This window comes from Streptomyces sp. GESEQ-35, from assembly GCF_017948485.1.
Classification (GTDB): Bacteria; Actinomycetota; Actinomycetes; order Streptomycetales; family Streptomycetaceae; genus Streptomyces.
Genome location: NZ_JAFFSX010000008.1, coordinates 287705 through 312572, shown reverse-complemented (window position 1 = coordinate 312572; position 24868 = coordinate 287705). Strand labels below are relative to the sequence as shown.

The following is a 24868-nucleotide window of genomic DNA, read 5'->3' as shown; positions in this document are numbered from 1 at the left end:
CTCAACTCCACTGCCGACCGGATCAGTTCCGCTGCCGACCGGCCTGCCCTCCCCCGTCGGTCACCGCCGGCTCCCACCCCGCCGGCCGCAGAATCCCCAGCAGCTGCCGGACCAGCTCGTCCACCGCCTCCTCCAGCGTGGCGTCCACCCACCCGGCGCTCCAGTCGTGGAGCAGACCGTTGACGCTGCCGATGAATGCCGTGGCGGCGATCCGGTAGTCGCGGGGCGCCGCCTCACCCCGGGCGACGGCCGCCTGCGCCTCGGCACAGATCAGGTCCACCCAGCGGGCACGGCGGGCCAGCCGCTGGTGTTCCAGGCGCGGGCTGACGCCGATGATCTCGACGAAGGTGATGCGGATGCGGCGCGCATCGGCGGTGACGTTGGCGGCGTAGGCGCGGAAGATCGCGGCGACTCGTTCGGCGAGCGGCAGGGCGTCCGCCTCGGCCACCGCGGCCAGCACGGCCTCCTCGGCCCAGTCGTTGACCTGGAGGTGGAGGGCGGCCAGCACGTCCTCGATGGTGCGGAACTCCTCGTAGAACTGGCGGGTCGAGAGCCCGGCGGTCTCGCTGAGCGCGGCGACGGTCGTGGCCCGGTAGCCGGGCGTGTCGCCGAACAGCTGTAGCGCGGCGTCCAGGAAGCGGCGGCGGCGCTCGGCCTGCCGCTCCTCGGCGGTCTTGCCCCCGTACCGGCCGGTCGGCGCCCTGAGCCTGCCCGCCACGGTCCCCTCCCGTTCCCTCGTCCACCCGACAGCCAATCTTGTCGTGCACGCGGTGTTGTCGGAAAGGACACCCGCTCCCTACTTTTCAGCAAATCCACTCTGAAAGCGGTTGTGTTCAGATTCGGCGCTCCACCTTGACATGGCTTCAGGCGGTGGTGCGGTGCCCGGACGCCAGCCACCGCCATCGCGGGCGTTCCGTGACCAGAGTGGTGGCGGCCAGCAGGGACACCGCGATCGCCGCCCACACCGGCCAGGCCAGCCATGCGGAGACAACGGCGGCGACCAGTTGGAGCAGCACCAGAAGGATCGTGACCGGCCCGGGAACCGGCACGAGCCCGTGGGCCTTGTCCCCCGGTGTGGTGAAGACGGTCGGCAGCCCGATCAGCACCACCACGGACAGCACCGCGAGAGGCCAGGAGTACCCGGCCAGCGCCCAAGGCGTGGCCACCCAGGCGACGAGCTCGGTCGCGAAGCGCGGAACGGCTGCCCGCCGGTCGTCGGGTCGCTGCAACGTCGTCTCCCCCATGAGATGTGCCCGTCAGCGGTGGGCGATCCTACGACTCCTTCCCATGCCCTCCGCCCAGCCATGCCGATGTTCGCCCCCGCTGGCTCACCCTGCCACGCGTTGCACGGCCTTGAGCGCCTGCCCCGCTCCGTCCTCGGTCGCCAGGGTCAAGCGCCCTGCCGCGCCGCCCAGGCCGACAGCTCGGACTTGGCGGCGCTCAGGAGGGACGCGGAGGGCGAGGTGGCCCGGTTGGTCACCAATGCGTAGTGCAGGGCACCTGAGTCCGAGTCGGTGAGCAGCAGGCGGCGGCTGCCGGTGCCGCCGGGTTCGGGGGCCGCGGCGATCGGGGTCGTGGTCGTGTACGACGGCGGGGCGTACGCCGTGCCCAGGTCGGACACGACAGTGGTCGTCGAGGTCGGGAAGGACGCCGGGAGGTGCAGTTCGGTGGGTGCCGAGCCGCTGCCCGAGCGCCACAGCAACAGGCTGTACTGCCCCGAGCCCACCAGCTGCGCGACGCCCGGCAGCGAGCTCGGGACGGGGTTCCAGGTGAGGGTGGTGGAGCCGTCGCGGGAGCGGTCCTCGTAGGTGAAGGCGACGGTCGTGCCGGAGGTGGCGCTCGGGTAGACACGGTCGAGCAGCCGTGCGTCCTGGCGCAGGACGGCCGTACCGGAGTCGTCGAGGCGGACGGCGGACAGGTCCTCGCCGTTCCAGGCGTCGCCCTCGGTCTGCACCTTGTCGGGGTTGTCGTTCATCAGCTCGTGGTGGCGGCCGTTGTAGATGTCCCACTGCCACTGGCTGCCGGACAGGACCGGACCGGAGCCGGTCGGGTTCGTCCACCAACTCGCCCCCGGTACCCGGGAGTCGAGGGCCTGGTACATCGCCTTGAGGACCGTGGGGGCCTTGTCGGAGACGGTACCGGTCAGCGGGTGGCCGAACTCGCTGACGATCGCGGGCGTCCCCGCGGCGGAGGCCCGGTCACGCACCGTACCGAAGTCACCCGCGTACTGGCCGTCCTCCGCCTTGCCCCACATGAAGACGCCGGAGATCGCCTTCTGGTCGTAGAAGTGGGTGTTGAAGACGAAGCGCGGCCCCAGCGTGCCGCTGTCGAGCAGGCCGCCCTCCTGCTTCTGGAAGTCGATGTTGGCGTTCCAGAACAGGTTCGGTTCGACGAACGCGGGCTTGTCCTGCCAGCCGGCCGCGTCCATCCGCGCCCGGAACTTCACGTAGAAGGGCCACAGGACGTCCTTCTCCCAGGCCCGGCTGGTCTGGCCCGAGTCGTAGACGCCCGCATGGGGTTCGTTGTACGGGTCGAAGCCGACGACGCCCGCGAACCGGGCGGCGCTCAGGTTCTGCTTGAGGTACGCCATCGTCTTCTGGGCGGTGTCGAGGAACGAGTCCTGTAGGCCGTACGTGTTGTGCCAGAAGTCGTACGTCGACTCCGTCACGGCTGCGTTCGAGGTGATGTTCTGGCCCCAGAAGGGGCAGATCCCGCAGTACTCGTCCGGGTAGTCACCGAGGTCCACGGCCCACTTGGGGGCGCCGTCGCCGGTGTACCAGCTGTCCGAGTCGAAGAGCCAGCGGGAGTAGAGGTCCTGGTGGAAATCCGGGTACACGCGGATCCCGGCGTCGAGGAACGCACCGATCTGGGCCGTGGCGGCGGCCAGGTAGGCGCTGTTCACCTGGCCGCGCACGGGCTCCGCGTACGCCCAGGACAGCAGGAAGCGGACCGAGTTGCCGCCGCCGAGCGCTCTCAGCGCGGTCGCGGACTTCTTGGCGTCGGCGACCGAGGCGAAGGGCAGGCCGTTGTTCTCCTTCAGCTTGGTCTCGCCGGAGACGTTGTAGCCACGCAGCACGACCTCACGACCGTAGCCGTCGGTGAAACGGCCGTTCTGCACGGTGAGTGGGGAATCGTCGAACCAGAGGGAGTCGGGGAGGGCGGTGGCGGCGGTGGCGGGGCGGGCGCCCGCAACCGACAGGAACCCACACAGGAGAACCAGAACAACGAGCACACGCGCACGCTTATTCGGCATGTTCACTACAGTCCGGTGATTTCACGACACCGTCAACACCCCCTGACTCTGGAGTAAGTTACGTCTCGGCCAGCTCAACCGCCCACTCTGCGCGTCACGTTCAACAGATACTCCTTGCGGTTGAGCGGGTTGTGGTCGGTGCGCGACCGCCGCCGGACCGTGCCACGGGCGACCGGCGCGTAGTGGTCGAAGACGCTCTCCAACTGGCCCTCGCCCCGGGTGAGCCCCGGCAGCCGCTGCTCCAGCTCGTGCACCCGCCCCGCCGGAACCGCACCCTCCAGCACGCAGGTGCCGCCCCGGGTCCCGGTGGTCTGCGGTACGGCACGCAGCGCGGCCAGCACCGGGAGCAGCGCCCCGAGGGTGTCCACCGGCGCCTCGATGCGGAAGCGGTGCATGGGCTCGTACACCTGGCTGCCCGCCCGGCGCAGCGCCTCGATCAGGACCAGCGGCGTCACGCCCCGGAAGTCGGCGCCGGTGCTGGACATGCTCTTGTCGAAGCCCTGGTGGGCGTGGCTCTGCCGGGGCGAGTAGCCGCAGTGGGTCATGGTGACCGTGCAGTCGGTGACCTGCCAGCCGCTCAGGCCCTGTCCGAGGGTCTCGCGCACGGTGTCCTCGACGGCCTTGAAGAAGGCGTACGGCATGGAGCCGAGCTCCACCTCCAGCCGGAAACCGACGCCCGAACCGGTCGGTGCCTGGTCGACGCGCAGGCCGACCGTCGCGAGGAACGGGTTGGCGTCCTTCTTGTTGAACTCGACCGCCGCGCCTGTCCCCACGGGTCGCTCGATGCAGATCGTCGACGTCTCCCGGAAGGTGACGTCCAGGCCGAAGTCGTCGGCGAGGGTGGCCTGGATGACCTCCTTCTGGACCTCGCCGTAGAGGGACACGGAGATCTCCTGCCGGATCTCGTCGTGCCGGAGGCCGATCAGCGGGTCCTGTTCGGCGAGTTGGGTGAGGGCGAGGTGCAGGGACCGTCTGTCCGCGCCCGCGCCCGGGACGACGACCGTTTCGAGGGTGGGCGGCGCGAAGAAGTGCTCGTACGCCTTGCGCGGCGCCCCGATCGCATCGCCGATCCGGACGGCGTCGAGCCCCCAGAGCTTGGCGATCCGGCCCGCCGGGACCGCATCGTCACGGGCGTCCGCGCCCTCTCCGAAGACGCTGATCGCGGTGATCTTGCCCTCTTCCTTGCCGTCGTCCCCGAAGTGGATCCGGTCGCGGACGCGGAGCGTCCCGGAGAAGAGCCGCGCGTAGGCGACCTTCTCCCCCGCCGGGCCGCGCTCGACCTTGAACACGGTGCCCGAGGCCGGTCCGTCCGGATCACCTTCGGCGGCGGGCAGCAGCTCCTTGATGCCGGCGACGAGCGAGTCCACGCCCGCGCCCGTGATGGCGGACCCGAAGTACACGGGGTGCACGAGGGCCTGCCGGGTCTGGTCGGCAAGGGCCGTGCGGAGGCGGTCGTACGAGACCGTGCCCTCGACGTAGGCGGACAGCAGAGCGTCGTCGTGGTCGGCGAGGACGTCGATCGCGGCCGGCGCGAGCCCCGGTGTGACCTGGGCGTCACGGGTGCCGAGTGCGGTCACCGATACCATCGGCACGACCGCCACCGTGAGCCGCTGGGCGATCGCCGCGAGCACGCCGTCGTCCTGCGCCCCACGCCGGTCGATCTTGTTGACGAAGATCAGTGCGGGGATGCGCAGTCGCTGAAGGGTACGCATCAGGACGCGGGTCTGCGGCTGGACGCCCTCGACGGCCGAGACGACCAGCACGGCGCCGTCGAGCACACCGAGGACCCGCTCGACCTCGGCGATGAAGTCCGGGTGGCCGGGCGTGTCGATGAGGTTGACCGTCACGTCGTCGAGGGGGAACGAGACGACGGCGGACTTGATGGTGATCCCGCGCTGCTTCTCCAGCGCGAGGGAGTCGGTCTGCGTGGAGCCGGCGTCGACGCTGCCGATCTCGTCGACGACTCCGGCGGTGTACAGCAGCCGCTCGGTGAGGCTGGTCTTACCGGCGTCTACGTGCGCCAGAATGCCGAGATTGAGCAAGTGCACTGAGCGTCATGTCCTTGGTCATCGGAGGGATTCCTTCCTGGGTGGACATGCACGCAGTGCGCATCTGTGCTCCTCGTGTGTGACGACGCGGTCTCATGCAGTGCAGCAGAGCCGGGCGCACCGGAGCAAAGGATTAACCGTCAACGAAGCCCGCCGCAGCACTCGCCGCCGTCAGGACGCGGTCATAGAGTGACGTACATCAAGTGACCTACATCACGTTCCGTCGCTGATTTCCCTCGCTCCCGCCGCATGGCCTGGAGGGCACATGACTCACATCTCGGTGAACGTGGACGGCACGACGTACGAGGACGAGGTCGAACCCCGTCTGCTGCTGATCCACTACCTGCGCGACCGGCTCGGTCTGACCGGCACCCCGATCGGCTGCGACACCTCCAACTGCGGGGCCTGCACGGTCGACCTGGACGGGGAGAGCGTCAAGAGCTGCTCGGTCCTGGCCGTCCAGGCGGACGGGAGCGAAGTGACCACGGTCCAGGGGCTCGCGCAGGACGGCGAGTGGACCGGGCTCCAGAAGGCGTTCCACGAGCAGCACGGCCTCCAGTGCGGCTACTGCACCCCGGGCATGATCATGGCGGCCCGGGATCTGCTGCGGGAGAACCCCAGCCCGACCTCCGACGACGTACGCCAGGCCCTGGAGGGCAACCTCTGCCGGTGCACCGGCTACCAGAACATCGTGCGCGCGGTGCTCGCCGCCTCCGGACAGGAGGTTCCGGCATGACCGACCAGATGACCGACCGGACGACCGAATCCGAGGTCGGCCGCTCGCGTCCCCGCAAGGAGGACGCCCACCTGATCACGGGGCAGACCAACTGGACCGACAACATCCAGGTCAGCGGCCTGCTCCACCTGGCGATCCTGCGCAGCCCCATGGCGCACGCCCGCCTGGACCGCGTCGACGTCTCCGCCGCCCTCGACCGACCGGGGGTCGTCGCCGCGTTCACCGGGCGCGACCTCGCCGACGGCATGGGCTCGATGCCGTGCGTCTGGCCGGTCACCGAGGACATCGTCATGCCGGACCACCCGGCCGTGGCGGTCGACGAGGTGCGCCACGCCGGCGACCCCATCGCGGTCGTCGTGGCGCGGGACCGGTACACGGCGGCGGACGCGCTGGAATCGATCGAGGTCGACTACACGCCGCTGCCGCCCGTGCTCGACCTGGAGGACGCGCTCGCCGAGGGCGCCCCGCTGGTCCACTCCGACAAGGGCACCAACCGCTGCTACGTCTGGCCGCTCGCCACCGGCGAGAGCTTCGACGCGGTACGCGAGCGCGCCGACGTCGTGCTGAAGCGGCGGTACACGCAGCAACGCCTGATCCCCAACGCGATGGAGCCCCGCGCGGTGGTCGTCACCCCGCTCGCGGCCTCCGGCGAGTACACGATGTACTCCTCCACGCAGGTCCCGCACATCGCGCGGCTGCTGCTGGCCATGGTCACCGGCATCCCCGAGCAGAAGCTGCGGGTGATCGCCCCCGACGTGGGCGGCGGCTTCGGGTCCAAGCTCCAGGTGACCGGCGAGGAGGCGCTCGCGCTTGTCGTGGCCCGCAAGCTGGGCCGCCCGGTGAAGTGGACCGAGTCCCGCTCCGAGAACTACCTGGCCACCCACCACGGCCGCGGCCAGATCCAGGACATCGAGATCGCCGCCACCCGCGACGGCAAGCTGCTCGGCCTCAAGGTCGACCTGCTGGCCGACATGGGCGCCTACCTGATGATCGTCACCCCGGGCGTTCCGCTGCTGGGTGCGTTCATGTACCCGGGTATCTACAAGATGGACGCCTACGACTTCACCTGTACCGGCGTCTTCACCACCCGCACGCCCACCGACGCCTACCGGGGCGCCGGCCGACCCGAGGCGACGTTCGCCATCGAACGGATCATGGACGATCTGGCCACCGAACTCGGCCTCGATCCCCTGGAGTTGCGGCGCCGCAACTGGATCCGGCACGAGGACTTCCCGTACACCTCCGTGGCGGGACTGACGTACGACAGCGGCAACTACGAGGCCGCGACCGAGAAGGCGCTCGGGCTCTTCGGCTACGACAAGCTGCGCGCCGAGCAGGCGGACCGCAACGAGCGCGGCGACACCGTACGGCTCGGCATCGGCGTGTCGACGTACACCGAGATGTGCGGGCTCGCGCCGAGCCGGGTGCTCAGGGACCTCAGGTACGCGGCCGGCGGCTGGGAGGCGGCCACCATCCGTATGCTGCCGACCGGCAAGGTCGAGGTCGTCACCGGCACCAGCCCGCACGGGCAGGGGCATGTGACCTGCTGGAGCCAGATCGCCGCCGATGCGCTGGGCGTGCCGTTCGAGGACGTCGAGGTCGTGCACGGCGACACCAGGGCCGTCCCGCAGGGCATGGACACCTACGGGTCGCGGTCGCTGGTCGTCGGCGGGATCGCCGTGCACCACGCGGCCGAGAAAGTGGTGGCCAAGGCCCGGAAGGTCGCCGCGCATCTGCTCGAAGCCAGTGAGAACGACCTGGAGTTCACGAACGGCGTCTTCTCGGTGAAGGGCTCGCCCGAGGCGCGCAAGACCATCCAGGAGGTCGCCTTCGAGACGTTCTCCTCGCACGACCTGCCCGACGGCATGGAGCCCACCATCAACGCCGAGCACCTCGTCGACCCGGAGAACTTCTCCTACCCGCACGGCACCCACCTGTGCGCGGTCGAGGTCGACACGGAGACCGGGCAGACGCGGATCCGCTCGTACGTCTGTGTCGACGACGTCGGCAAGGTCGTCAACCCGATGATCGTCGAGGGCCAGGTGCACGGAGGCATCGCGCAGGGCATCGCGCAGGCGCTGTTCGAGGAGGCGGTGTACGACGACGAGGGCAACCTGGTCTCCGGCACGATGGCCGACTACCTGGTGCCGTCGGCGGCGGACCTGCCCGACTTCGTGACGGACCGCACGGAGACGCCCTCGACGCAGAATCCCCTGGGGGTCAAGGGAGTCGGCGAGGCGGGGACCATCGCCTCGACGCCGGCCGTGGTCAACGCGGTCGTGGACGCGCTGCGCCCGCTGGGCGTGGGCGACGTGCGGATGCCCTGCTCCCCGCAGCGGGTGTGGGCAGCGATCGAGGAGGCGGCGCGATGATTCCCCCGGCATTCGACTACGCCCGGCCGAGCAGCGTCGACGAGGCGGTGCGCGCGCTCGCCGACGCCGGCGAGGACGCGAAGGTGCTGGCCGGCGGACAGAGCCTGCTGCCGCTGATGCGGCTCAGGCTGGCCTTCCCCGACCTGGTCGTCGATGTCGGCCGCATCCCCGAGCTGCGCGGGGTGCGCGAGGACGGGGACACGCTCGTCATCGGCGCGATGACCACCCACCACGACGTCATCGGGGACCCGCTGGTCCGTCGGCACGCGGGACTGCTGGCGGCCGCCACCGCCACGGTCGCGGATCCCGCCGTACGGCACCGGGGAACCCTCGGCGGCTCGCTCGCGCACGCCGATCCGGCCGCGGATCTGCCCGCCGTGGTGCTGGCGCTGGACGGCGAGCTGGTGGCGCAGGGGCCGCGCGGCCGGCGGACGGTCCCGGCGCGCGAGTTCTTCGTCGACTACCTCCAGTCCGCGCTGGAACCGGACGAGCTCCTGGTCGAGGTGCGGCTGCCGAAGGCGGACGGCTGGGGCTTCCACTACGAGAAGTTCCACCAGTCGGCGCAGGCCTATGCGATCGTCGGCGTGGCCGCGCTGGTGCGCCGCGACAACGGCCGGATCGCCGAGGCGCGCGTGGGCCTGACCAACATGGGCTCGACGCCGCTGCGCGCGTCCGCGACCGAGCACGCCCTGCCGGGCGCGGGTGACCCACAGGCCGTGGCAGGGGCCGCCCGGTCGGCGGCGGAGGGCACCCAGCCGTCGCAGGACACGTCCGCCTCGCCGGAGTACCGGGCACATCTCGCGCGCGTGCTCACCAGGCGGGCCGTGCTGGCCGCCGCCGGAATGGGGTGAGGGCCGATCACGCACATCGACGGCCCGGCGCAGGTGCGGGCCCGGCTGGAGGAGACGGGATACCTCGTCGACGAGGGACTGGCCGTCGCCTGCTTCCTGGCGCTGCGCCTGCACCGGCCGCTCTTCTGCGAGGGAGACGCGGGCGTCGGCAAGACCGCGCTCGCGTCCGCCCTCGCCGAAGCGCTCGACGCCCCGCTGATCCGGTTGCAGTGCCACGAGGGCATCGACGCCTCCCAGGCCCTGTACGACTGGGACTTCCCACGCCAGCTGCTTCACCTGCGGGCGGCGGAGGCGGCAGGGGTCACCGACGCCGACCGCCTGGAGGGCGAACTGTACGACCGGCGGTTCCTGATCGCCCGGCCGCTGCTGCACGCCCTGGAAACCCATCCGTCGGTGCTGCTGGTCGACGAGATCGACCGCGCGGACGACGAGTTCGAGGCGTTTCTGCTGGAGTTGCTGTCCGAGTTCTCGGTCACGATTCCCGAGCTGGGCACGCTGCGCGCCGAGCGGCCGCCGGTCGTCGTACTCACCTCCAACCGCACCCGCGAGGTGCACGACGCACTCAAGCGGCGCTGCCTCTACCACTGGTTCGACCACCCCGGCTTCGCCCGCGAACTGGCCATCGTACGACGGCGGTTGCCAGAGGTGTCGGCGCGTCTGGCCGAGCAGGTGACCGCACTGGTGCAGGCGCTGCGCGGCGAGGACCTGATCAAACCGCCCGGCGTGGCAGAGACGATCGACTGGGCGCAGGCCCTGGACGCGCTCGGCGCGACCGAGGTGGACGCGGAGCTGGCGGTGGCCACACTGGGATCGGTGCTGAAGTACCGGGAGGACGCCGAGCGGGCGCGGGGGCTGGACCTGGCGGCGGTGCTCGCCGTACGAGGGGCGTGAGCACCGTGCTCGCCGCGGACGCCGCCCTCCTCGGCTTCGCCCGTGCGCTGCGCGCGGCCGGCGTCGACGCGAGCACGGAACGGCTGCACGCGTTCCTGCGGTCGGTGGACGTACTGCGGCCCGGGATGCGGGCGGACGTGTACTGGGCGGGGCGGCTGACGCTGTGCGGGGGCCGGGACGACCTGGAGCGCTACGAGCGGGTGTTCGCCGCGTACTTCGGCTCCGGCCCGCTCACCACGGAGACGGTACGGGCCACTCCCCCGCCCCGGCTGCGCCTGGTCGTACGGGACGCGCCCGCCGGTGGCCGCCACGAGGCCGGTCAGCAGGGACCGCCCGCCGCCACGCTGGCCAGCCCCGCCGAGGTGCTCCGGCACCGCGACGTCGCCGAGTTGGACGCCGTCGAGCGCGAACAGGTGCGCCGGCTGCTGGCCGCGTTCGCGCTGCGCGGGCAGGCCCGGCGAACCGCGCGCCGGCGGCCGGCCAGACGCGGGGAGGTCGATCCGCACCGGACGGTACGGGAGCTGCTGCGGCGAGGCGGGGAGCCCGCACGGCTGCGTCGGCATGCGCGGGCCGAGCGGCCGCGACGGGTCGTGCTGCTGGTGGACGTCAGCGGTTCCATGGCCCCGTACGCCGACGCGCTGCTGCGCTTCGCCCACGCCGCCGCCCGCGGAACCCGCACGGAAGTGTTCACGATCGGCACCCGGCTGACCCGGGTCACCCGCGAACTGTCGCACCGCGACCCGGACTTGGCGATGACCGCGCTCGCGGCGGCCGTGCCGGACTGGCGCGGCGGCACCCGACTGGGCGAGCTGCTGCGGGAGTTCCTGAACCGCTGGGGACAACGCGGGTCGGCGCGGGGCGCGGTGGTGGTCCTGCTCTCGGACGGCTGGGAGCGCGGCGACCCGGAGCTGCTCGCCGACCAGATGCGCCGGCTGCACCGGCTGGCCCACCGGGTGATCTGGGCCAACCCCCGCAAGGCGCGCCCCGGTTACGCGCCGCTGGCGGCCGGGATGGCGGCGGCGCTGCCGAGCGTGGACGCGTTCGTCGAGGGGCACAGCGTGGCCGCCCTGGAGCGGCTGGCGGCAGTGGTGCGCGGAGCACCCACGGGGTCTGGTGAAGGAGTGGACGATGCGTGAGATCCTCCCGGCGCTGAGCCGCTGGTACACGGCCGGTGAACCCTTCGGGCTCGCCACCGTCGTCGCGGTCAGCCGCAGCGCACCGCGCGACCCCGGAGCGGCCATGGCCGTGGGCCCGGACGACGAGGTCCTGGGCAGTGTGTCCGGCGGCTGCGTGGAAGGAGCCGTCTTCGAGCTGGCCCAGGAGGTGGTGGCGAGCGGAGAAGCCCGGCTGGAGACCTTCGGGTACAGCGACGAGGACGCGTTCGCGGTCGGGCTGACCTGCGGCGGCGAGATCACTCTGCTCGTGCGTCCCGTGACGGCCGCCGTGGACCCGTCCTTCGGCGCGGTCGCCGAGTCGGTCGCCGCGCACCGGCCGGTGACCGTCGCCACGGTGACCGACGGGCCCGCGCTGCGCGGGGCCACGCTCGCCGTCTGGCCCGACACGGTGTCCGGCACGCTCGGCACGGAGGGCCTGGACGTGGCCGTCACCGCCGACGCCCGCGGCGAACTCGCCCTCGGCGCAACGGGGTTGCGCCACTACGGCCCGCACGGCGAGCGGCGCGAGGACGCCGTCACGGTGTTCCTGCACTCCTTCGCCCCACCGCCGAGGATGCTGGTCTTCGGCGCCATCGACTACGCGGCCGCGGTCGCCCGCATCGGCGACTTCCTCGGCTACCGGGTCACCGTCTGCGACGCCCGCCCGGTCTTCGCCACGCCGAAGCGCTTCCCGGCGGGTGTGGAGGTGATCGTGGACTGGCCGCACCGCTATCTGCGCTCCACCGACACCGACGAACGCACGGTGATCTGCGTGCTCACCCACGACCTGAAGTTCGACGTGCCGCTGCTCCAGGAGGCGCTGCGCCGGCCGGCCGCGTACATCGGGGCGATGGGCAGCCGCCGTACGCACGACGACCGGACGAAACGGCTCACGGAGGCCGGACTCACCGAGCGCGAGCTGTCCCGGCTGCGCTCGCCGGTCGGGCTCGACCTGGGCGCCCGTACGCCCGAGGAGGTCGCCGTCTCCGTCGCCGCCGAGATCGTCGCACTGCGGTGGGGCGGGACGGGGGCCCCGCTGGCGGCGACCGCCGGAGCCATCCATCCACAGGGAGCCTGAAGGAGGAAGTCATGGAGCTGCACCACGAGTTCACCGTGCCCGTCCCGGTCGACGACGCGTGGCGGACGCTCCTCGACATCGAGCGGGTCGCCCCGTGCATGCCGGGAGCGAGCGTCGAGGAGTACGACGGCAAGACCGTGACCGGTTCGGTGAAGGTCAAGGTCGGTCCGATCACCGTGACGTACAAGGGCACGGCCGTCTTCGAGGAGCAGGACGAGTCGGCGCACCGCATGGTCCTGATCGCCAGCGGCCGGGAGACCCGCGGTCAGGGCACCGCACGGGCCACGGTGACGGGGGCACTGAGCGAGCGCGACGGGGGTACTGCCGTGTCGGTGCGGACCGATCTGACGGTGACCGGACGTCCGGCGCAGTTCGGGCGGGGGGTGATGGCGGAGGTCGGTGACCGGCTGGTCGGGCAGTTCGCCGCGTGCCTCTCCGAGCGGCTGGGCGAGTCGGTGGGTGCCGGCGAGACCGAGGAGTACCCGGAGGAGCCGCTGGACGTGCTCCGCATGGTCGGGGTGCCGGTCGGCAAGCGGGCGGCCGGGCTGGTCGCGGCGGTGGCCGTGGTGGTGCTGGTCGTCATGGGCGTACGGCGGGCCTTCGGGCGCGGTCGGACCTGATCTCGGGGGCCGCATGATCTCCCCGCGCCCGGTCGGGCCCGGACTCGACGGCGGCACGCACACCGGTCAGCGAACGGGCAGCCGGTGCAGCTCCACGTCCGTGAGGTCGGCGTCGGTCACCGTCGCCGTCATGTAGGTGCAGTACGGCTGGCGTCGCCGGTCGGTCGGGGAGCCGGGGTTGAGCAGGCGCAGGCCGTTCGGGGCGGTGGTGTCCCACGGGATGTGGCTGTGGCCGAAGACCAGCACGTCCAAGTCCGGGAACCGGGCGGCGCAGCGCGCCTCCCGGCCCTGGGCGGGGCCCGTCTCGTGAACGGCCCCGAACCGCAGGCCGCCGAGGTCCGCGTAGGCGACCTCGGGAAGCCGGGCCCGCAGGTCGGCGCCGTCGTTGTTGCCGTACACACCGATCAGCCTGCGGCTGTGGGCCTCCAGCAGATCGAGCGTGGCCGTGTCGACCCAGTCGCCTGCGTGGAACACGACGTCGGCGTGCGGGAGTTCGGCGAGGAGCTGCGCGGGCAGCGCCTTGGCACGCTTGGGGAGATGGGTGTCGGACATCAGGAGCAGGCGCACGTCGTCAGCCTAGGCCGCGATGATCGGCGCCACGCGGTTGACCCTGCGGGCGTCCACCCGGGCAAACGGGTTAGCATCGGGCAACGCTCACCGTGCCACAGTGGAAACGGGAAGCGAATTAAGGGGGCTTCAACCGGATGCCGGTCAAAGTCAGTGTGGTCATCCCGGTGTACAACCCCGGGCCGTATGTCGAGGACTGCATCGCCTCGCTGCTGAGGCAGTCGCTGCCTCCCGACGAGTACGAGGTCATCTTCGTCGACGACGGCTCCACCGACGCCACCCCGGCCCGCCTCGACGGGCTCGCCGCCGACCGCCCGGACCTCGTCCAGGTCGTCCACCAGGAGAACTCCGGCTGGTCGGGCAAGCCCCGCAACGTCGGCATCGCCGCCGCCAAGGGCGAGTTCGTGATGTTCGTCGACAACGACGACTACTTGGGCGACGAGGCACTGGAGCGGATGTACGACTACGGCGTGGCCAACGGCGCCGACGTCGTCGTGGGGAAGATGGCCGGCAAGGGCCGCGGCGTGCCGGTGGAGCTGTTCCGCCACAACCACCCGCACGCCACCGTCGAGAACGCCCCGCTGATCGACAGTCTCACCCCGCACAAGATGATCCGCCGTGACTTCCTCGACCGGATCGGCCTGCGCTTTCCCGAGGGCCGACGGCGGCTGGAGGACCACGTCTTCATCGCCGAGGCGTATCTGCGCGCGGAGAACGTCTCGGTGCTCAGCGACTACGTCTGCTACTACCACGTCAAGCGGGACGACGCCTCGAACGCCGGCTTCCAGCGCTTCGACCCCGCCGGGTACTTCAAGAACCTCCGTGAGGCACTCGATGTCGTCGACCGCTACACCGAGCCGGGGCCGGTGCGGGACCGGCTGCACCGCCGCTGGCTGCGGGTGGAGATCGTCGAGCGGATGCGCGGACGCCGGCTGCTGGCGATGCCCGCCGAGTACCGCAAGGAGCTGTTCGACGAGATGCGCGGCGTCGTCGTCGAACGCTTCGGCCCAGGTGTCGCGGCCGGGCTTCAGCCGACCCAGCAGGTCGTCGCCGCGCTGATCGCCGCCGACCGGTACGCCGACGTCGAGGCCTTCGCCGAATGGGAGGCCGCCGTCGTACCGAAGGCCGCGCCGGAGAGCCTGACGTGGCACGACGGCGCGCTGCGGATCGCCTTCACCGCCGAGTACCGCTCGGGCCGGACGCCGCTGCTGCTGCCCGCCGCCGGGGTCCGCGCGCCGCTGGAGGGGCCGCCGCAGGACGTGTCCGAGGCGGTCGCCTGGGTGGGCGTGGACACCGTCGCCCGGTTCGGCGAGGCCCGGGTGGATCTGCTGCTGCGCGAGCGGTCCAGTGCCGCCCAGTATTTCCAGCCGGTGGAGTTCACCCGCGAGAAGGTCGCAGAGGGCGAGAGTGTCCGGCTGGTGCTGCGCGCCACGGCCACCGTGGATCCCGCCACAGCGGCGGGCGACGCCCCGCTGGCCGGCGGGGTGTGGGACGCATACGTACGCGTCCGGCTGGGCGGCTGGACGAAGGAGTGCCGGCTCGGCCCGGTCTCCCGGGGCCCGGGTCCGACCCCGTACGCCGGCGTCGTCGGCGGCCGTGTGCTGCTGCCGTACTGGACCGAGCCGCACGCCAATCTCTCGCTGGACGTCGACCGCGCGACCAAACGCCTCGGCCTCGGCGACCTGCCGCCCGAGGGCGTCTCAGTCTCCGGCGGGCGGCTCCGGGCGACGCTGCCGCTGTACGTCGCCGGTGACACGGACGTGCTGCTGCGCCTCGACGCCGGGGCCGCGGCCACCGGTGCCGTCGACGTGCCGGGAACCGTTTCCGCCGCCGGATCCGGCGCACGGCTGGAGGCCGCCCTGCCCGCCGACGGCATGAAGGGCGCGACCTGGCGAGTGGCGATCAGCCCGAGCGTCGCGGAACCGCGTTTCCTTCCGCTGCCGTTCACGCTCAGGACGGGTGTCGGCGGAGTCCGCGTGGTGCGCAAGCAGCCTCCCAGCGTGCTGCGGCGGCTGCGGCGCGAGTTCGGAAGGGCCGTACGGAAGGCGGCGGCCAGGATCAGGGATCGGAAGGCGTGACTGCATGCGACCACTGGGAATCACGGGAGCCTGGGTACTGGAGCCCAAGGTGTTTCCGGACGAGCGGGGCAGCTTCCACGAGTGGTATCGCGGCGAGGAGTTCCGCGAGGCCACCGGCTACGAACTGACCCTCGCCCAGGCCAACTGCTCGGTCTCCCGCCGAGGCGTGCTGCGCGGCCTGCACTTCGCCGATGTACCGCCCGGCCAGGCCAAGTACCTCACGTGTGTGCGCGGGGCCGTGCTCGACGTGGTGGCCGACATCCGCGTGGGGTCACCGACCTTCGGGCAGTGGGAGGCGGTACGGCTCGACGACGACACCCGGCACGCCGTGTTCCTCGCGGAAGGGCTCGGGCACGCGTTCATGGCGCTCACCGACGATGCCACGGTGGTGTACCTGTGCTCGACCGGGTACGTGCCCGAGCGCGAGCGCGGGGTGGATCCGCTGGATCCGGATCTGGGGATCGAGTGGCCCCGGGACATCCCGCCGGTGCTGTCCGAGAAGGATGCACAGGCGCCGTCGCTGGCCGAGGCGGAGCGGTCCGGGCTGCTGCCGTCGTACGAGGACTGCTCCGCCTACTACCGGCGGCTGCGCGGGCTCAGCGACTGACGCTGAGCTGCTCCAGGCTGCGGCGCAGGGGCTCCCAGCCGCGGGACCGCTTGGTTCCGCGGTTGCGGGCCCGCACGAGCGGCGCCCAGAAGCCGGACCCCACCAGCGTCTCGGGCGTCACCGCGGAGGCCCGTTCCAGGACCGTCTCCGGCACCTTCTGCGGATCGGGAACGACGTACTCGGCGATGATCTCGTCGTACTTGTCCTTCAGGACGGTGTTGCCGGAGTCCGCGCCGAAGACGACGAGCTGGCCGGTCGGCTGGGTGTCGACGAGGACCGTCACCAGATCGGGCCGGTAGCGGTTCAGCACCTCGATCATCTTGTAGACATCGCCGGTCCAGGCGTTGGTGTGCCGGTCCCGGGCCGCCTCGTCGACGCTGCGCGGCAGCATGTCGTCCAGGACGATGACGCTCGCCCAGTCGGAGTGCTTCTCGACGTTGATGAAGTCGCGCAGCGCGTACTCGAAGAGATGCATGCCGTCGATGAACGACAGGTCGAGGGTGGTGCGCCGCCAGTAGCCGAACGGGCTGCGGTTGCGGGCCAGATTGCGCAGCGGGTGCCGGCCGCCCGTCAGATGTCCCAGCGGGTTCTGGCGGGCGAAGAAGTCGTCGCTGGTCGCCTTCGCCAGATGGACGTCGCAGCGGATCTCCGAGACCACCTTGAACGCGGGATCGATCGCGATACTGGGCACCCGCGACAGTGTCAGGCTGCGGCCGTCGTTGACACCGATCTCCAGGTAGTTGCGGTTCGCGCTGACCGTGTGAAGTTCCCGCAGGAACTCATGACGCTTCACGACGTAATCTCCTTGCGAATAAGGGGCATTGCTTCATTCAGGGCGGCACGCCAGTCGCGCGGGACCGGCAGCCCGAGCTGCTGCCACCGCCCGTGCGCGAGCACGCTGTAGGCGGGGCGCGGGGCGGGCCGGGGGAAGGCCTCGCTGCCGGTGGGACGTACCCGGTCCGGGTCGGCGCCGAGGAGCCGGAACACCTCCCGGGCCAGTTCGTACCAGGTGGCGTCGCCGGAGCTGGTGGCGTGGAACACGCCGTGCGCGCCGGGGCCGACACGGGGTCCGAGATCGGCGATGCGTGCGGCGACGTCGACGCTCCAGGTGGGCTGTCCCCGCTGGTCGTCGACGACATCCAGGGTGTCCCGGCGGGCCTCGAGCTCGATCATCGTACGGACGAAGTTGCGGCCGTGGACGCCGTAGAGCCAGGCGGTGCGCACCACCGCACCCGCGGCCGGGAGTTCTTCCAGTACGGCGCGCTCGCCCGCCAGTTTGGTGCGGCCGTACGCGGTGCGCGGGGCGGGCGGATGGTCCTCCGGGTAGGGGGTGCCCTCGTCGTCGCCGGCGAAGACGTAGTCGGTGGAGACGTGGACCAGCCGGGCGCCGCCCGCCGCGCAGGCGCGGGCCAGCAGCCGTGGGCCGTGGCCGTTGATCCGCAGGGCCCGCTCCTCGTCGGTCTCGGCGTCGTCGACGGCCGTGTACGCCGCGCAGTTGACGACCACGTCCGGGCGGTGCTCGGCGAAGGTGGCCGATACGGCGTCGGACAGGGTGATGTCGAGGGCGGCGCGGTCCAGGGCGATCACCGGCGCCCCCCGTCCGCGGAGTTCCTCGACCAGGTCGCGGCCGAGCATGCCGCCCGCTCCGGTGACCAGCCATTTCATGCGTGCCCCCCTCCGACACGCCGCTTCAGCGGTTCCCACCAGGCCCGGTTCTCCCGGTACCAGGCGACGGTGTCGGCGAGGCCGGTCGCGAAGTCGTGGCGCGGTCGGTAGCCGAGCTCGGTGCGGGCCTTGCCGCAGTCCACCGAGTAGCGCAGGTCGTGGCCCTTGCGGTCCTCGACGTGTTCCACCATGGCCCAGTCCGCGCCACAGGCGTCGAGGAGCAGGCCGGTGAGCTCCTTGTTGCTCAACTCGGTGCCGCCGCCGATGTTGTAGACCTCGCCGGGGCGGCCCTGGGTGCGGACGAGTTCCACGCCCTGGCAGTGGTCGTCGACGTGCAGCCAGTCCCGGACGTTGAGGCCCTCGCCGTACAGCGGGACCTTCTTGCCGTCGAGGAGGTTGGTGACGAACAGCGGGATGACCTTCTCGGGGAACTGGTGCGGGCCGTAGTTGTTGGAGCAGCGGGTGACCCGGACGTCCAGGCCGTGGGTGCGATGGTAGGCGAGGGCGAGCAGGTCGGAGGAGGCCTTGGCGGCGGAGTAGGGCGAGTTGGGGCTCAGCGGGTGGTCCTCCGGCCACGATCCGGACGCGATGGAGCCGTAGACCTCGTCCGTGGAGATGTGCACGAACGGACCGACGCCATGCCGCAGGGCGGCGTCCAGCAGGGTCTGGGTGCCCAGGACGTTGGTGCGTACGAAATCGGCTGCGCCGTTGATCGAGCGGTCCACATGGGACTCCGCCGCGAAGTGCACCACCTGGTCGGCCTGGGACATCAACTTGTCCACCAGTTCGGCGTCGCAGATGTCGCCCTGCACGAACTCCAGCCGGGGATGGTCGAGTTCGAGGTTGTCGAGCGTGCCCGCGTAGGTGAGTTTGTCGAGCACCGTGATGTCGGGCCCGTCGGCTTCGAGCAGTGTACGGACGTACGTCGAGCCGATGAACCCGGCGGCGCCGGTGACGAGGAGGTTCATGTATGGATCTGCACCTTGCTGTGGTCTCCGAGGACAAGTCGGTGGGCGCTGGGCACATTGGGCGCCGGGGTCACCTCGACGTGCCGGCCGATGAGGGAGCTCTCGATCCGGCCCACCCCGTCGATCGAGGAGTCCCGCAGGACGATGGAGAACTCCAACTCGCTGTCGGTGATACGGCAGTTCTCCGCGACGGAGGTGAACGGGCCGACGTACGAGTCGCTGACGACCGTTCCGGCACCGATCACACAGGGGCCGACGATACGTGAGTTGGCGACGCGCGCACCCTCCTCGACCACCACCCGCCCGATGGTCTCGGAGCGCTCGTCCACGTCGCCGTCGATGCGGCGTTCGAGGCCCTCCAGGACGGTCCGGTTCACCTCGAGCATGTCGACGACGTTCCCGGTGTCCTTCCAGTAGCCCCGGATGACCGTGGAGCGGACGTCGGCGCGGTCGTCGATCAGGTGCTGGATGGCGTGGGTGATCTCCAACTCGCCACGCCAGGACGGCTCGATGGCCCGTACGGCATCGTGGATCACCGGGGTGAACAGATACACGCCGACCAGCGCGAGGTCGCTCTTGGGGTGTTCCGGCTTCTCCTCCAGGCCGATCACCTGCCCGGACGCGTCGAGTTCGGCGACGCCGAAGGCGCGCGGGTCGGGGACGCGGGTGAGCAGGATCTGGGCGTCGGGGCGGTTTCTGCGGAAGCCGTCGACGAGGTCGGTGATGCCGCCGACGATGAAGTTGTCGCCGAGGTACATCACGAAGTCGTCGTCGCCGAGATAGTCACGGGCTATCAGCACCGCGTGGGCCAGTCCGAGCGGCTGTTCCTGGGGGATGTACGTGACCTTCAGGCCGAACGTCGATCCGTCGCCGACCGCGTCCTGGATCTCGGCCGCGGTGTCGCCGACGATCATGCCCACCTCGGTGACGCCCGCCGCGGCGATGGACTCCAACCCGTAGAACAGCACAGCCTTGTTGGCCACCGGGACGAGTTGCTTGGCCGAGGTGTGGGTGATCGGCCTCAACCGCGTACCCGCGCCCCCGGACAGTACGAGAGCCTTCATCGGTTCACCATAGCCTCGATCGGCGGAAAGGGAACGTTAACCCTTTATTTGTTCCCCTCGAGAGTGATCTCGCTCCACACCTGCTTGCCGCCGCTGACCGGGACGGTTCCCCAGACCGCCGACATCGCCTCGACGAGGAGGAGGCCGCGACCGCCGGTGGCCTCCCATCCGATGCTGGTCGGCTTGACGGGGGTGCGGGGCGAGGCGTCGGCGACCGAGACGCGCAGCCGGTGGTTGACGAGGGTGAGGTCGAGACGTACCTGGCCGTCGGTGTGCACGAGAGCGTTGGTGACGAGCTCGGATACCACGAGGAGAACGGCGTCCTGTTCCCCGGTCACGCCCCAGGTCCGCAACGTGCGCCGGGTGAAGCGGCGGGCGTGCCGGACGGCCTCGGGCACGCGCCACACCGTCCAGCTCTCCCGCAGCGGGAGCACGGCCATACCGTCGTAGCGCAGCAGGAGCAGGGCCACGTCGTCGCTGCGGCGGGCGTTGCCGAGGAGGGCGTCGGCGACGAGCCCGAGGTGGGCGGGGTCGGAGTCGGCGAGTTCGCGGGCGAACCGGTCCATGCCCTCGTCGATGTCGGCCTCGGTGGACTCGACGAGCCCGTCCGTGGTCAGGGCGACCAGGGTGCCGGGCTGAAGCCTGAGCGGACTCATCGGGAAGTCGGCCTGCGTCACCACGCCGAGCGGCGGACCGCCCTCCGCCTCGGCGATCTCCGTGCTGCCGTCCGGGTGGCGCAGTACCGGCGGCAGATGGCCGGCGCGGACGCACCAGGCGGAGCCCTCCTCCATGTCGATGTCGACGTAGCAGCAGGTGGCGAAGAGGTCGGTCTCCAGCTCCATCAGCAGCCGATTGGCGTGGGAGACCACGACGTCGGGCGGATGGCCCTCGGCTGCGTACGCGCGCAGTGCCGTGCGCATCTGGCCCATGAGGGTGGCGGCGGCCGCGCTGTGGCCCTGGACGTCGCCGATGACGAGGGCGACGTGGTTGTCGGGCAGCGGGATCACGTCGTACCAGTCGCCGCCGAGCTCCAGTCCCGCCGTGCTGGGCAGGTAGCGGGCGACGGCTTCCGCGCCGGGCAGCCGGGGCAGGCGGCGCGGCAGCAGCTGGCGCTGGAGCATGCCGACGAGTTCGTGCTCGGCGTCGAAGGCGCGGGCCCGGTTCAGGGCCTGTCCGGCGAGACCGGCGGCGGCGGTGAGCAGGGCGCGTTCGTCGGCCCCGAAGTCGTGCGGAGTGTCCCAGCCGATCAGACAGGCGCCGGCCATGCGGCCCGCGGCCGGCAGCGGCAGCACGGCGAGGCCGCCGGGGCCGACCTCGGCCAGCGCGGGCTCCAGGGCGGTACCGGCGGGCCAGATCTGGGCGCGGCCCTCGCGCAGGGCGGCGCCGAGGGTGGGCATCGAGCGCACGGGCGCGTCGGGCCACTCGGTGCGCCACTCCGTGCGCCACACCTCGGGCCAGGACTCCGGTTCGGGCGGGTCGAGGACCATGACGACGAGCCGGTCTCCCTCCAGCTCGGCGAGCGCGATCCGGTCGGCGCGCAGCGGCCCGCGCAGCGCCGTCACGACGGCGTGGCCGACATCGCGTACGGTCCCGGCGACGGCCAGCGCGGCGGCCAGCCGCTGTACGCGGGCCACGTCGGTGACGTCGGAGCGCAGCTTGGACGCGTCGGCGACGGTGCCCATGAGCCGGGCCGGGCGGCCCTCGCCGCCGGGCAGCAGGCGGCCGCGCAGCCGCAGCCACTTCGGCGGGCCGGCGGGCTGGAGGACCCGGAACTCCAGCTCGCGTTCACCGATGGACATGTGGTCGGCCTCGACGACGGACATCAGGGAGGGCAGGTCCTCGGGGACGGTCAGGCCCAGCAGGGTCTCGACCCGGCCGTCGAAGTCGGCCGCGTCCAGGCCGAACAGCTCCAGGATGTCGTCGCCGACCTCTACGAGGCCGGTGTCCATCGCGAGACTGAACTCGCCTGCGGGCAGTTCGCCGCCTTCGGCGGACGCCGCCGGGACGGGGGCGACGGCGGCGTCGGCGATCAGTTCGAGGCAGGCGCGGTCATCGGTGTCGTAGCCGTCGGGGCTGTCACTCAGGGCGACGAGACAGCTACCGCCGCCGCCCTGCACCGGCAGGGCGGCCAGGAAGAAGTCACGGGAGGGCACCCGCCGTGACTCGGGACCCTCGGCGAGTTCCTGCGGGCCGAGCCACACGGACCGGCCGGTGCGGTGGACATCGGCCACCGCGGACCGTCCGGACACCGGGTAGCTGTCGCGCACTCCGTACAGCGTCCTGGGCACACCCACCGACTCCACCAGGCACAGCGCTTCGCCGTCCTCGCTCGGGGTGTACACGGCGGCGAACGACGCACGAGCGAAGACGAGTACCTGTTCGAGGATCCGGCGCAGCCGATCGGGCGAGTCGGCATCGGCCGTGAGCGTTTTGAGGGCGGATTCGGCACGCAGGGTTCGCGTTCCGCGTCCCGCATCGCCCTCAGTGACCACGTCCGTCATTACAGCGCGTATGGGGCGCTTACGCAGCCCCTGTGACCATTCGATGCGACAACGCCTCACTCTGCGCACCGCTCCTTGATCGTGAAGCGCTCGCCGTGCGCGACGGCCCGGCAGGAGAGAGATTTGATCCCGGGAACCCGTCAGCGCGGCCGTGCGAGGAGGTGGTCGGCGTGTCCGACGGGCAGCAGTCGTCCACCCAGGCGCCGGCAGCCGCCAGAACGCGGGTCGGCCGTCCGCTGCTGTCCCTCGCGCTGGCCTCGATGATGGACGAGGTGCACGCGCACTCCGGCGCGGTGTATCTGCTGGCCGCCGACGAGCCGGTGCTGGAGATGGCGGTCATGGCGGGACTGCCCCGCGCTTTCGCCGCCCCCTGGGAACGGGTGGGTCTGAGCGCCCCCATCCCGGTGTCGGACGCGCTGCGCGAACGGCGGCTGGTCTGGGTCGGCGGCGAGGAGGACATGGCACGCCGCTATCCCCGCATCGCCGTGGTGCTCCCCTACCCGTTCGCGCTGGCGGCGCTGCCGGTGGCCACGCCGTCCACGAAATACGGGGCCGTCTTCGTCACCTGGCCCGGCGCGCATCCGCCGGAGCTGTCCGACCGCGAGCGGGACCATCTGACCGCCGCCTGCGACCGGCTCGCCGTGCGGCTGGAACGCGCGGTGCAGGACAACCGCCCGCCCCACCCCGAGCCCGATCTGCTGTCGGCACCGCTCGTCGGCGGGGCGGCCACCACGCTCGGCACCGTCGAGGCGGCGCGGATGGTGGCGCGGCTGCCGTACGGGCTGTGTTCGCTCGATCTGCACGGACGGATCTGTTTCGCCAACGCGGCGGCGGCCGAGCTGATCGGGGTGCCGGTGAGCGGGCTGCTGGGCACGCAGCTGTGGGCGGCGGTGCCCTGGCTGAACGACCCGGTGTACGAGGATCGCTACCGGGCCGCGCTGCTCAGCCAGCAGACCACGTCGTTCGTGGCGCTGCGGCCTCCGGGCGACTGGCTGTCGTTCCGGATGTATCCGAGTACGACCGGGCTGAGCGTGCGCATCAGCCGGGCGCGGGCCGTGGCCGAGATGAGCAGGGGCGGGCCGCAGCCGGGCGATGCTCCCTCCCGGCTGGTCACCATCTCCCAGGTGCTGAGCCTGGCCGGCGCGCTCACCGAGGCGGTGAGTGTGCAGGACGTGGTGCAACTGGTCGCCGACGAGATCGCCCCGGCGGTGGGCAGCCAGGCCCTGGTGGTCCTCGGTTCACGTACGGGCCGGCTTCATGTGCTGGGGCATCGGGGCTACCCGGACCCGCATGTCGTGGAGCGGTTCGACGGGCTGCCGCTGGCCGAGCGGACGCCGGGCACGCATGCCCTGACCAGCGGGGTGCCCGCGTTCTTCGAGTCCCGGCAGCAGCTGGAGCGCCTGTATCCGGTGCGCCACGCGACTCCGGACGGCTTCGCGGCCTGGGCCTATCTGCCGCTGATCGCCTCCGGCCGACCGGTGGGCACCTGTGTGCTCGCCTACGCCGAGCCGCACCCGTTCCCCGCCGACGACCGGGCGGTGCTCAACAGCCTGGGCGGGCTGATCGCGCAGGCGCTGGAGCGGGCGCTGCTCTACGACGCCAAGCACCAGCTGGCACACGGGCTTCAAGCGGCGCTGCTGCCGCACTCGCTGCCGCGGCTGCCCGGCATCGACGCGGCCGCGCGCTATCTGCCCGCGACCCGGGGCATGGAGATCGGCGGCGACTTCTACGACCTGGTGCCGAGCCGGCCGCTGGCCGCCGCGGTGATCGGGGACGTGCAGGGGCACAACGTGACGGCAGCGGGGCTGATGGGGCAGCTGCGTACCGCAGTGCGTGCGTACACGGCCGTCGGTCAGGCCCCCGAGGAGGTCATGCGCAGCACGAACCGGCTGATGATCGACCTGGGCGCCGACCTGTTCGCCAGCTGCCTGTATCTGCGGCTCGATCCCGCACGGGGTCGGGCCGTGATGGCGCGGGCGGGACATCCGCCGCCGCTGCTGCGCCGGGCGGACGGACGGGTGCGGGTGCTCGACCTGGCGGGTGGTCCGCTGCTGGGCATCGACGCCTCGGCCACGTACCCGACGACGGAGGTCGACCTTGCTCCCGGTTGTGTGCTCGTCCTCTACACCGACGGGCTGATCGAATCCCCCGGCATCGACATCGAGGACGCGCTCGCCGATCTCGGGCAGCGCCTCGGCGACGCCGGTGACCTGCCCCTGGAGGAGCTGGCGGACCGGCTCGTGGAACGGAGCGCGGCGACCGAGGAACGGCTGGACGACGTGGCGTTGCTGCTGTTGCGGGCGCGGGAGTGAGGGGGTTTCATCGCCGCCCCTGCACAGAGGTGGTCCGGCCCTCCCGCCGGAGGGCCGAACCACGTTCCTGCGGATCGATTCGGATCCGTGCGTCGGAATCGGT

The 24868-nt window shown here is 71.5% G+C and carries 20 protein-coding genes; 10 read left to right on the top strand and 10 right to left on the bottom strand.

The genetic code is table 11. From position 1 onward, the window contains the following. Positions 1-22: 22 nt before the first annotated feature. The 4 genes from KCH87_RS18615 to KCH87_RS18600 all read right to left on the bottom strand — a co-directional run bounded on the left by KCH87_RS18615 (position 23) and on the right by KCH87_RS18600 (position 5301). Positions 23-718, bottom strand: a complete 696-nt coding sequence (locus tag KCH87_RS18615) for a TetR/AcrR family transcriptional regulator (RefSeq protein ID WP_210587249.1) — start codon at positions 716-718, stop codon at positions 23-25. Between the two features lie 145 nt (positions 719-863). After that, complete coding sequence (locus tag KCH87_RS18610) at positions 864-1229, bottom strand: hypothetical protein (RefSeq protein WP_374199007.1); 366 nt, start codon at positions 1227-1229, stop codon at positions 864-866. Between the two features lie 161 nt (positions 1230-1390). Beyond that, positions 1391-3253: a cellulase family glycosylhydrolase gene (locus KCH87_RS18605; protein ID WP_210587247.1), complete on the bottom strand. Its 1863-nt coding sequence runs from the start codon at positions 3251-3253 to the stop codon at positions 1391-1393. 74 nt (positions 3254-3327) lie between these two features. Continuing rightward, positions 3328-5301 (bottom strand): translation factor GTPase family protein, encoded by a 1974-nt coding sequence (locus KCH87_RS18600; RefSeq protein WP_210587246.1) that lies wholly within the window; start codon positions 5299-5301, stop codon positions 3328-3330. A gap of 265 nt (positions 5302-5566) precedes the next feature. On the opposite strand from KCH87_RS18600, the gene KCH87_RS18595 reads away from it, so the two are divergent. The 7 genes from KCH87_RS18595 to KCH87_RS18565 are packed head-to-tail and all read left to right on the top strand — an operon-like array spanning position 5567 to position 13003. Beyond that, entirely contained in the window at positions 5567-6037 is a 471-nt protein-coding gene (locus tag KCH87_RS18595; RefSeq protein WP_210587245.1) for a (2Fe-2S)-binding protein, read from the top strand. Continuing rightward, positions 6034-8409, top strand: a complete 2376-nt coding sequence (locus KCH87_RS18590; protein WP_247196386.1) for a xanthine dehydrogenase family protein molybdopterin-binding subunit — start codon at positions 6034-6036, stop codon at positions 8407-8409. The genes KCH87_RS18595 and KCH87_RS18590 overlap by 4 nt, the downstream gene beginning before the upstream one ends. Beyond that, on the top strand, positions 8406-9260 hold the full coding sequence (locus KCH87_RS18585; RefSeq protein ID WP_210587244.1) for a xanthine dehydrogenase family protein subunit M: 855 nt from the start codon (positions 8406-8408) through the stop codon (positions 9258-9260). The genes KCH87_RS18590 and KCH87_RS18585 overlap by 4 nt, the downstream gene beginning before the upstream one ends. Before the next feature lie 6 nt (positions 9261-9266). Then, positions 9267-10151 (top strand): MoxR family ATPase, encoded by an 885-nt coding sequence (locus KCH87_RS18580; RefSeq protein WP_308298861.1) that lies wholly within the window; start codon positions 9267-9269, stop codon positions 10149-10151. Beyond that, the gene (locus KCH87_RS18575; protein ID WP_210587242.1) at positions 10148-11287 is read left to right on the top strand and encodes a VWA domain-containing protein; all 1140 of its coding nucleotides are present in this window, start codon (positions 10148-10150) and stop codon (positions 11285-11287) included. Before KCH87_RS18580 ends, KCH87_RS18575 begins: the two co-directional genes overlap by 4 nt. Further along, entirely contained in the window at positions 11280-12383 is a 1104-nt protein-coding gene (locus KCH87_RS18570; protein WP_210587241.1) for an XdhC family protein, read from the top strand. The genes KCH87_RS18575 and KCH87_RS18570 overlap by 8 nt, the downstream gene beginning before the upstream one ends. An 11-nt stretch (positions 12384-12394) precedes the next feature. Continuing rightward, positions 12395-13003: an SRPBCC family protein gene (locus KCH87_RS18565; protein ID WP_210587240.1), complete on the top strand. Its 609-nt coding sequence runs from the start codon at positions 12395-12397 to the stop codon at positions 13001-13003. A 66-nt stretch (positions 13004-13069) separates the two neighbouring features. Here KCH87_RS18565 and KCH87_RS18560 read toward each other — a convergent pair whose 3' ends face one another. Then, complete coding sequence (locus KCH87_RS18560; protein WP_210587239.1) at positions 13070-13570, bottom strand: metallophosphoesterase; 501 nt, start codon at positions 13568-13570, stop codon at positions 13070-13072. Between the two features lie 137 nt (positions 13571-13707). On the opposite strand from KCH87_RS18560, the gene KCH87_RS18555 reads away from it, so the two are divergent. Both KCH87_RS18555 and rfbC read left to right on the top strand, forming a co-directional pair. Continuing rightward, positions 13708-15648: a glycosyltransferase family A protein gene (locus KCH87_RS18555; RefSeq protein ID WP_210587238.1), complete on the top strand. Its 1941-nt coding sequence runs from the start codon at positions 13708-13710 to the stop codon at positions 15646-15648. Between the two features lie 4 nt (positions 15649-15652). Then, positions 15653-16255 carry a dTDP-4-dehydrorhamnose 3,5-epimerase gene (gene rfbC / locus KCH87_RS18550; protein ID WP_210587237.1) on the top strand — a complete coding sequence of 201 codons (603 nt, stop codon included), beginning with the start codon at positions 15653-15655 and terminating at the stop codon, positions 16253-16255. On the opposite strand, the gene KCH87_RS18545 is transcribed toward rfbC, so the two are convergent. Genes KCH87_RS18545 through KCH87_RS18525 form a run of 5 tightly spaced genes read right to left on the bottom strand, consistent with a single transcriptional unit; the run spans position 16245 to position 22453 of the window. Continuing rightward, positions 16245-17048, bottom strand: coding sequence for a class I SAM-dependent methyltransferase (locus tag KCH87_RS18545; protein ID WP_210587236.1), 804 nt, complete (start codon positions 17046-17048; stop codon positions 16245-16247). The genes rfbC and KCH87_RS18545 overlap by 11 nt on opposite strands. Then, positions 17045-17920, bottom strand: coding sequence for a dTDP-4-dehydrorhamnose reductase (gene rfbD / locus KCH87_RS18540; RefSeq protein WP_210587235.1), 876 nt, complete (start codon positions 17918-17920; stop codon positions 17045-17047). The genes KCH87_RS18545 and rfbD overlap by 4 nt, the downstream gene beginning before the upstream one ends. Beyond that, positions 17917-18888 carry a dTDP-glucose 4,6-dehydratase gene (gene rfbB, locus KCH87_RS18535; RefSeq protein WP_210587234.1) on the bottom strand — a complete coding sequence of 324 codons (972 nt, stop codon included), beginning with the start codon at positions 18886-18888 and terminating at the stop codon, positions 17917-17919. Before rfbB ends, rfbD begins: the two co-directional genes overlap by 4 nt. Beyond that, positions 18885-19952: a glucose-1-phosphate thymidylyltransferase gene (locus tag KCH87_RS18530; protein ID WP_210587233.1), complete on the bottom strand. Its 1068-nt coding sequence runs from the start codon at positions 19950-19952 to the stop codon at positions 18885-18887. Before KCH87_RS18530 ends, rfbB begins: the two co-directional genes overlap by 4 nt. 44 nt (positions 19953-19996) lie before the next feature. Continuing rightward, positions 19997-22453 (bottom strand): SpoIIE family protein phosphatase, encoded by a 2457-nt coding sequence (locus KCH87_RS18525; RefSeq protein ID WP_210587232.1) that lies wholly within the window; start codon positions 22451-22453, stop codon positions 19997-19999. A gap of 161 nt (positions 22454-22614) precedes the next feature. Between KCH87_RS18525 and KCH87_RS18520 the strand changes: the two genes are divergently transcribed. Beyond that, positions 22615-24765 carry a SpoIIE family protein phosphatase gene (locus tag KCH87_RS18520; protein ID WP_210587231.1) on the top strand — a complete coding sequence of 717 codons (2151 nt, stop codon included), beginning with the start codon at positions 22615-22617 and terminating at the stop codon, positions 24763-24765. The last annotated feature ends 103 nt before the right edge of the window (positions 24766-24868 follow it).

Excerpts from the sequence above, each read along its gene's own strand:
- KCH87_RS18585 (WP_210587244.1), top strand. The coding sequence starts at position 8,406 with ATGATTCCCCCGGCATTCGACTACGCCCGGCCGAGCAGCGTCGACGAG.
- KCH87_RS18530 (WP_210587233.1), bottom strand. The coding sequence starts at position 19,952 with ATGAAGGCTCTCGTACTGTCCGGGGGCGCGGGTACGCGGTTGAGGCCG.
- KCH87_RS18565 (WP_210587240.1), top strand. The coding sequence starts at position 12,395 with ATGGAGCTGCACCACGAGTTCACCGTGCCCGTCCCGGTCGACGACGCG.
- KCH87_RS18570 (WP_210587241.1), top strand. The coding sequence starts at position 11,280 with ATGCGTGAGATCCTCCCGGCGCTGAGCCGCTGGTACACGGCCGGTGAA.
- KCH87_RS18525 (WP_210587232.1), bottom strand. The coding sequence starts at position 22,453 with ATGACGGACGTGGTCACTGAGGGCGATGCGGGACGCGGAACGCGAACC.
- rfbC (WP_210587237.1), top strand. The coding sequence starts at position 15,653 with ATGCGACCACTGGGAATCACGGGAGCCTGGGTACTGGAGCCCAAGGTG.
- KCH87_RS18595 (WP_210587245.1), top strand. The coding sequence starts at position 5,567 with ATGACTCACATCTCGGTGAACGTGGACGGCACGACGTACGAGGACGAG.
- rfbB (WP_210587234.1), bottom strand. The coding sequence starts at position 18,888 with ATGAACCTCCTCGTCACCGGCGCCGCCGGGTTCATCGGCTCGACGTAC.
- rfbD (WP_210587235.1), bottom strand. The coding sequence starts at position 17,920 with ATGAAATGGCTGGTCACCGGAGCGGGCGGCATGCTCGGCCGCGACCTG.
- KCH87_RS18555 (WP_210587238.1), top strand. The coding sequence starts at position 13,708 with ATGCCGGTCAAAGTCAGTGTGGTCATCCCGGTGTACAACCCCGGGCCG.
- KCH87_RS18605 (WP_210587247.1), bottom strand. The coding sequence starts at position 3,253 with ATGCCGAATAAGCGTGCGCGTGTGCTCGTTGTTCTGGTTCTCCTGTGT.
- KCH87_RS18590 (WP_247196386.1), top strand. The coding sequence starts at position 6,034 with ATGACCGACCAGATGACCGACCGGACGACCGAATCCGAGGTCGGCCGC.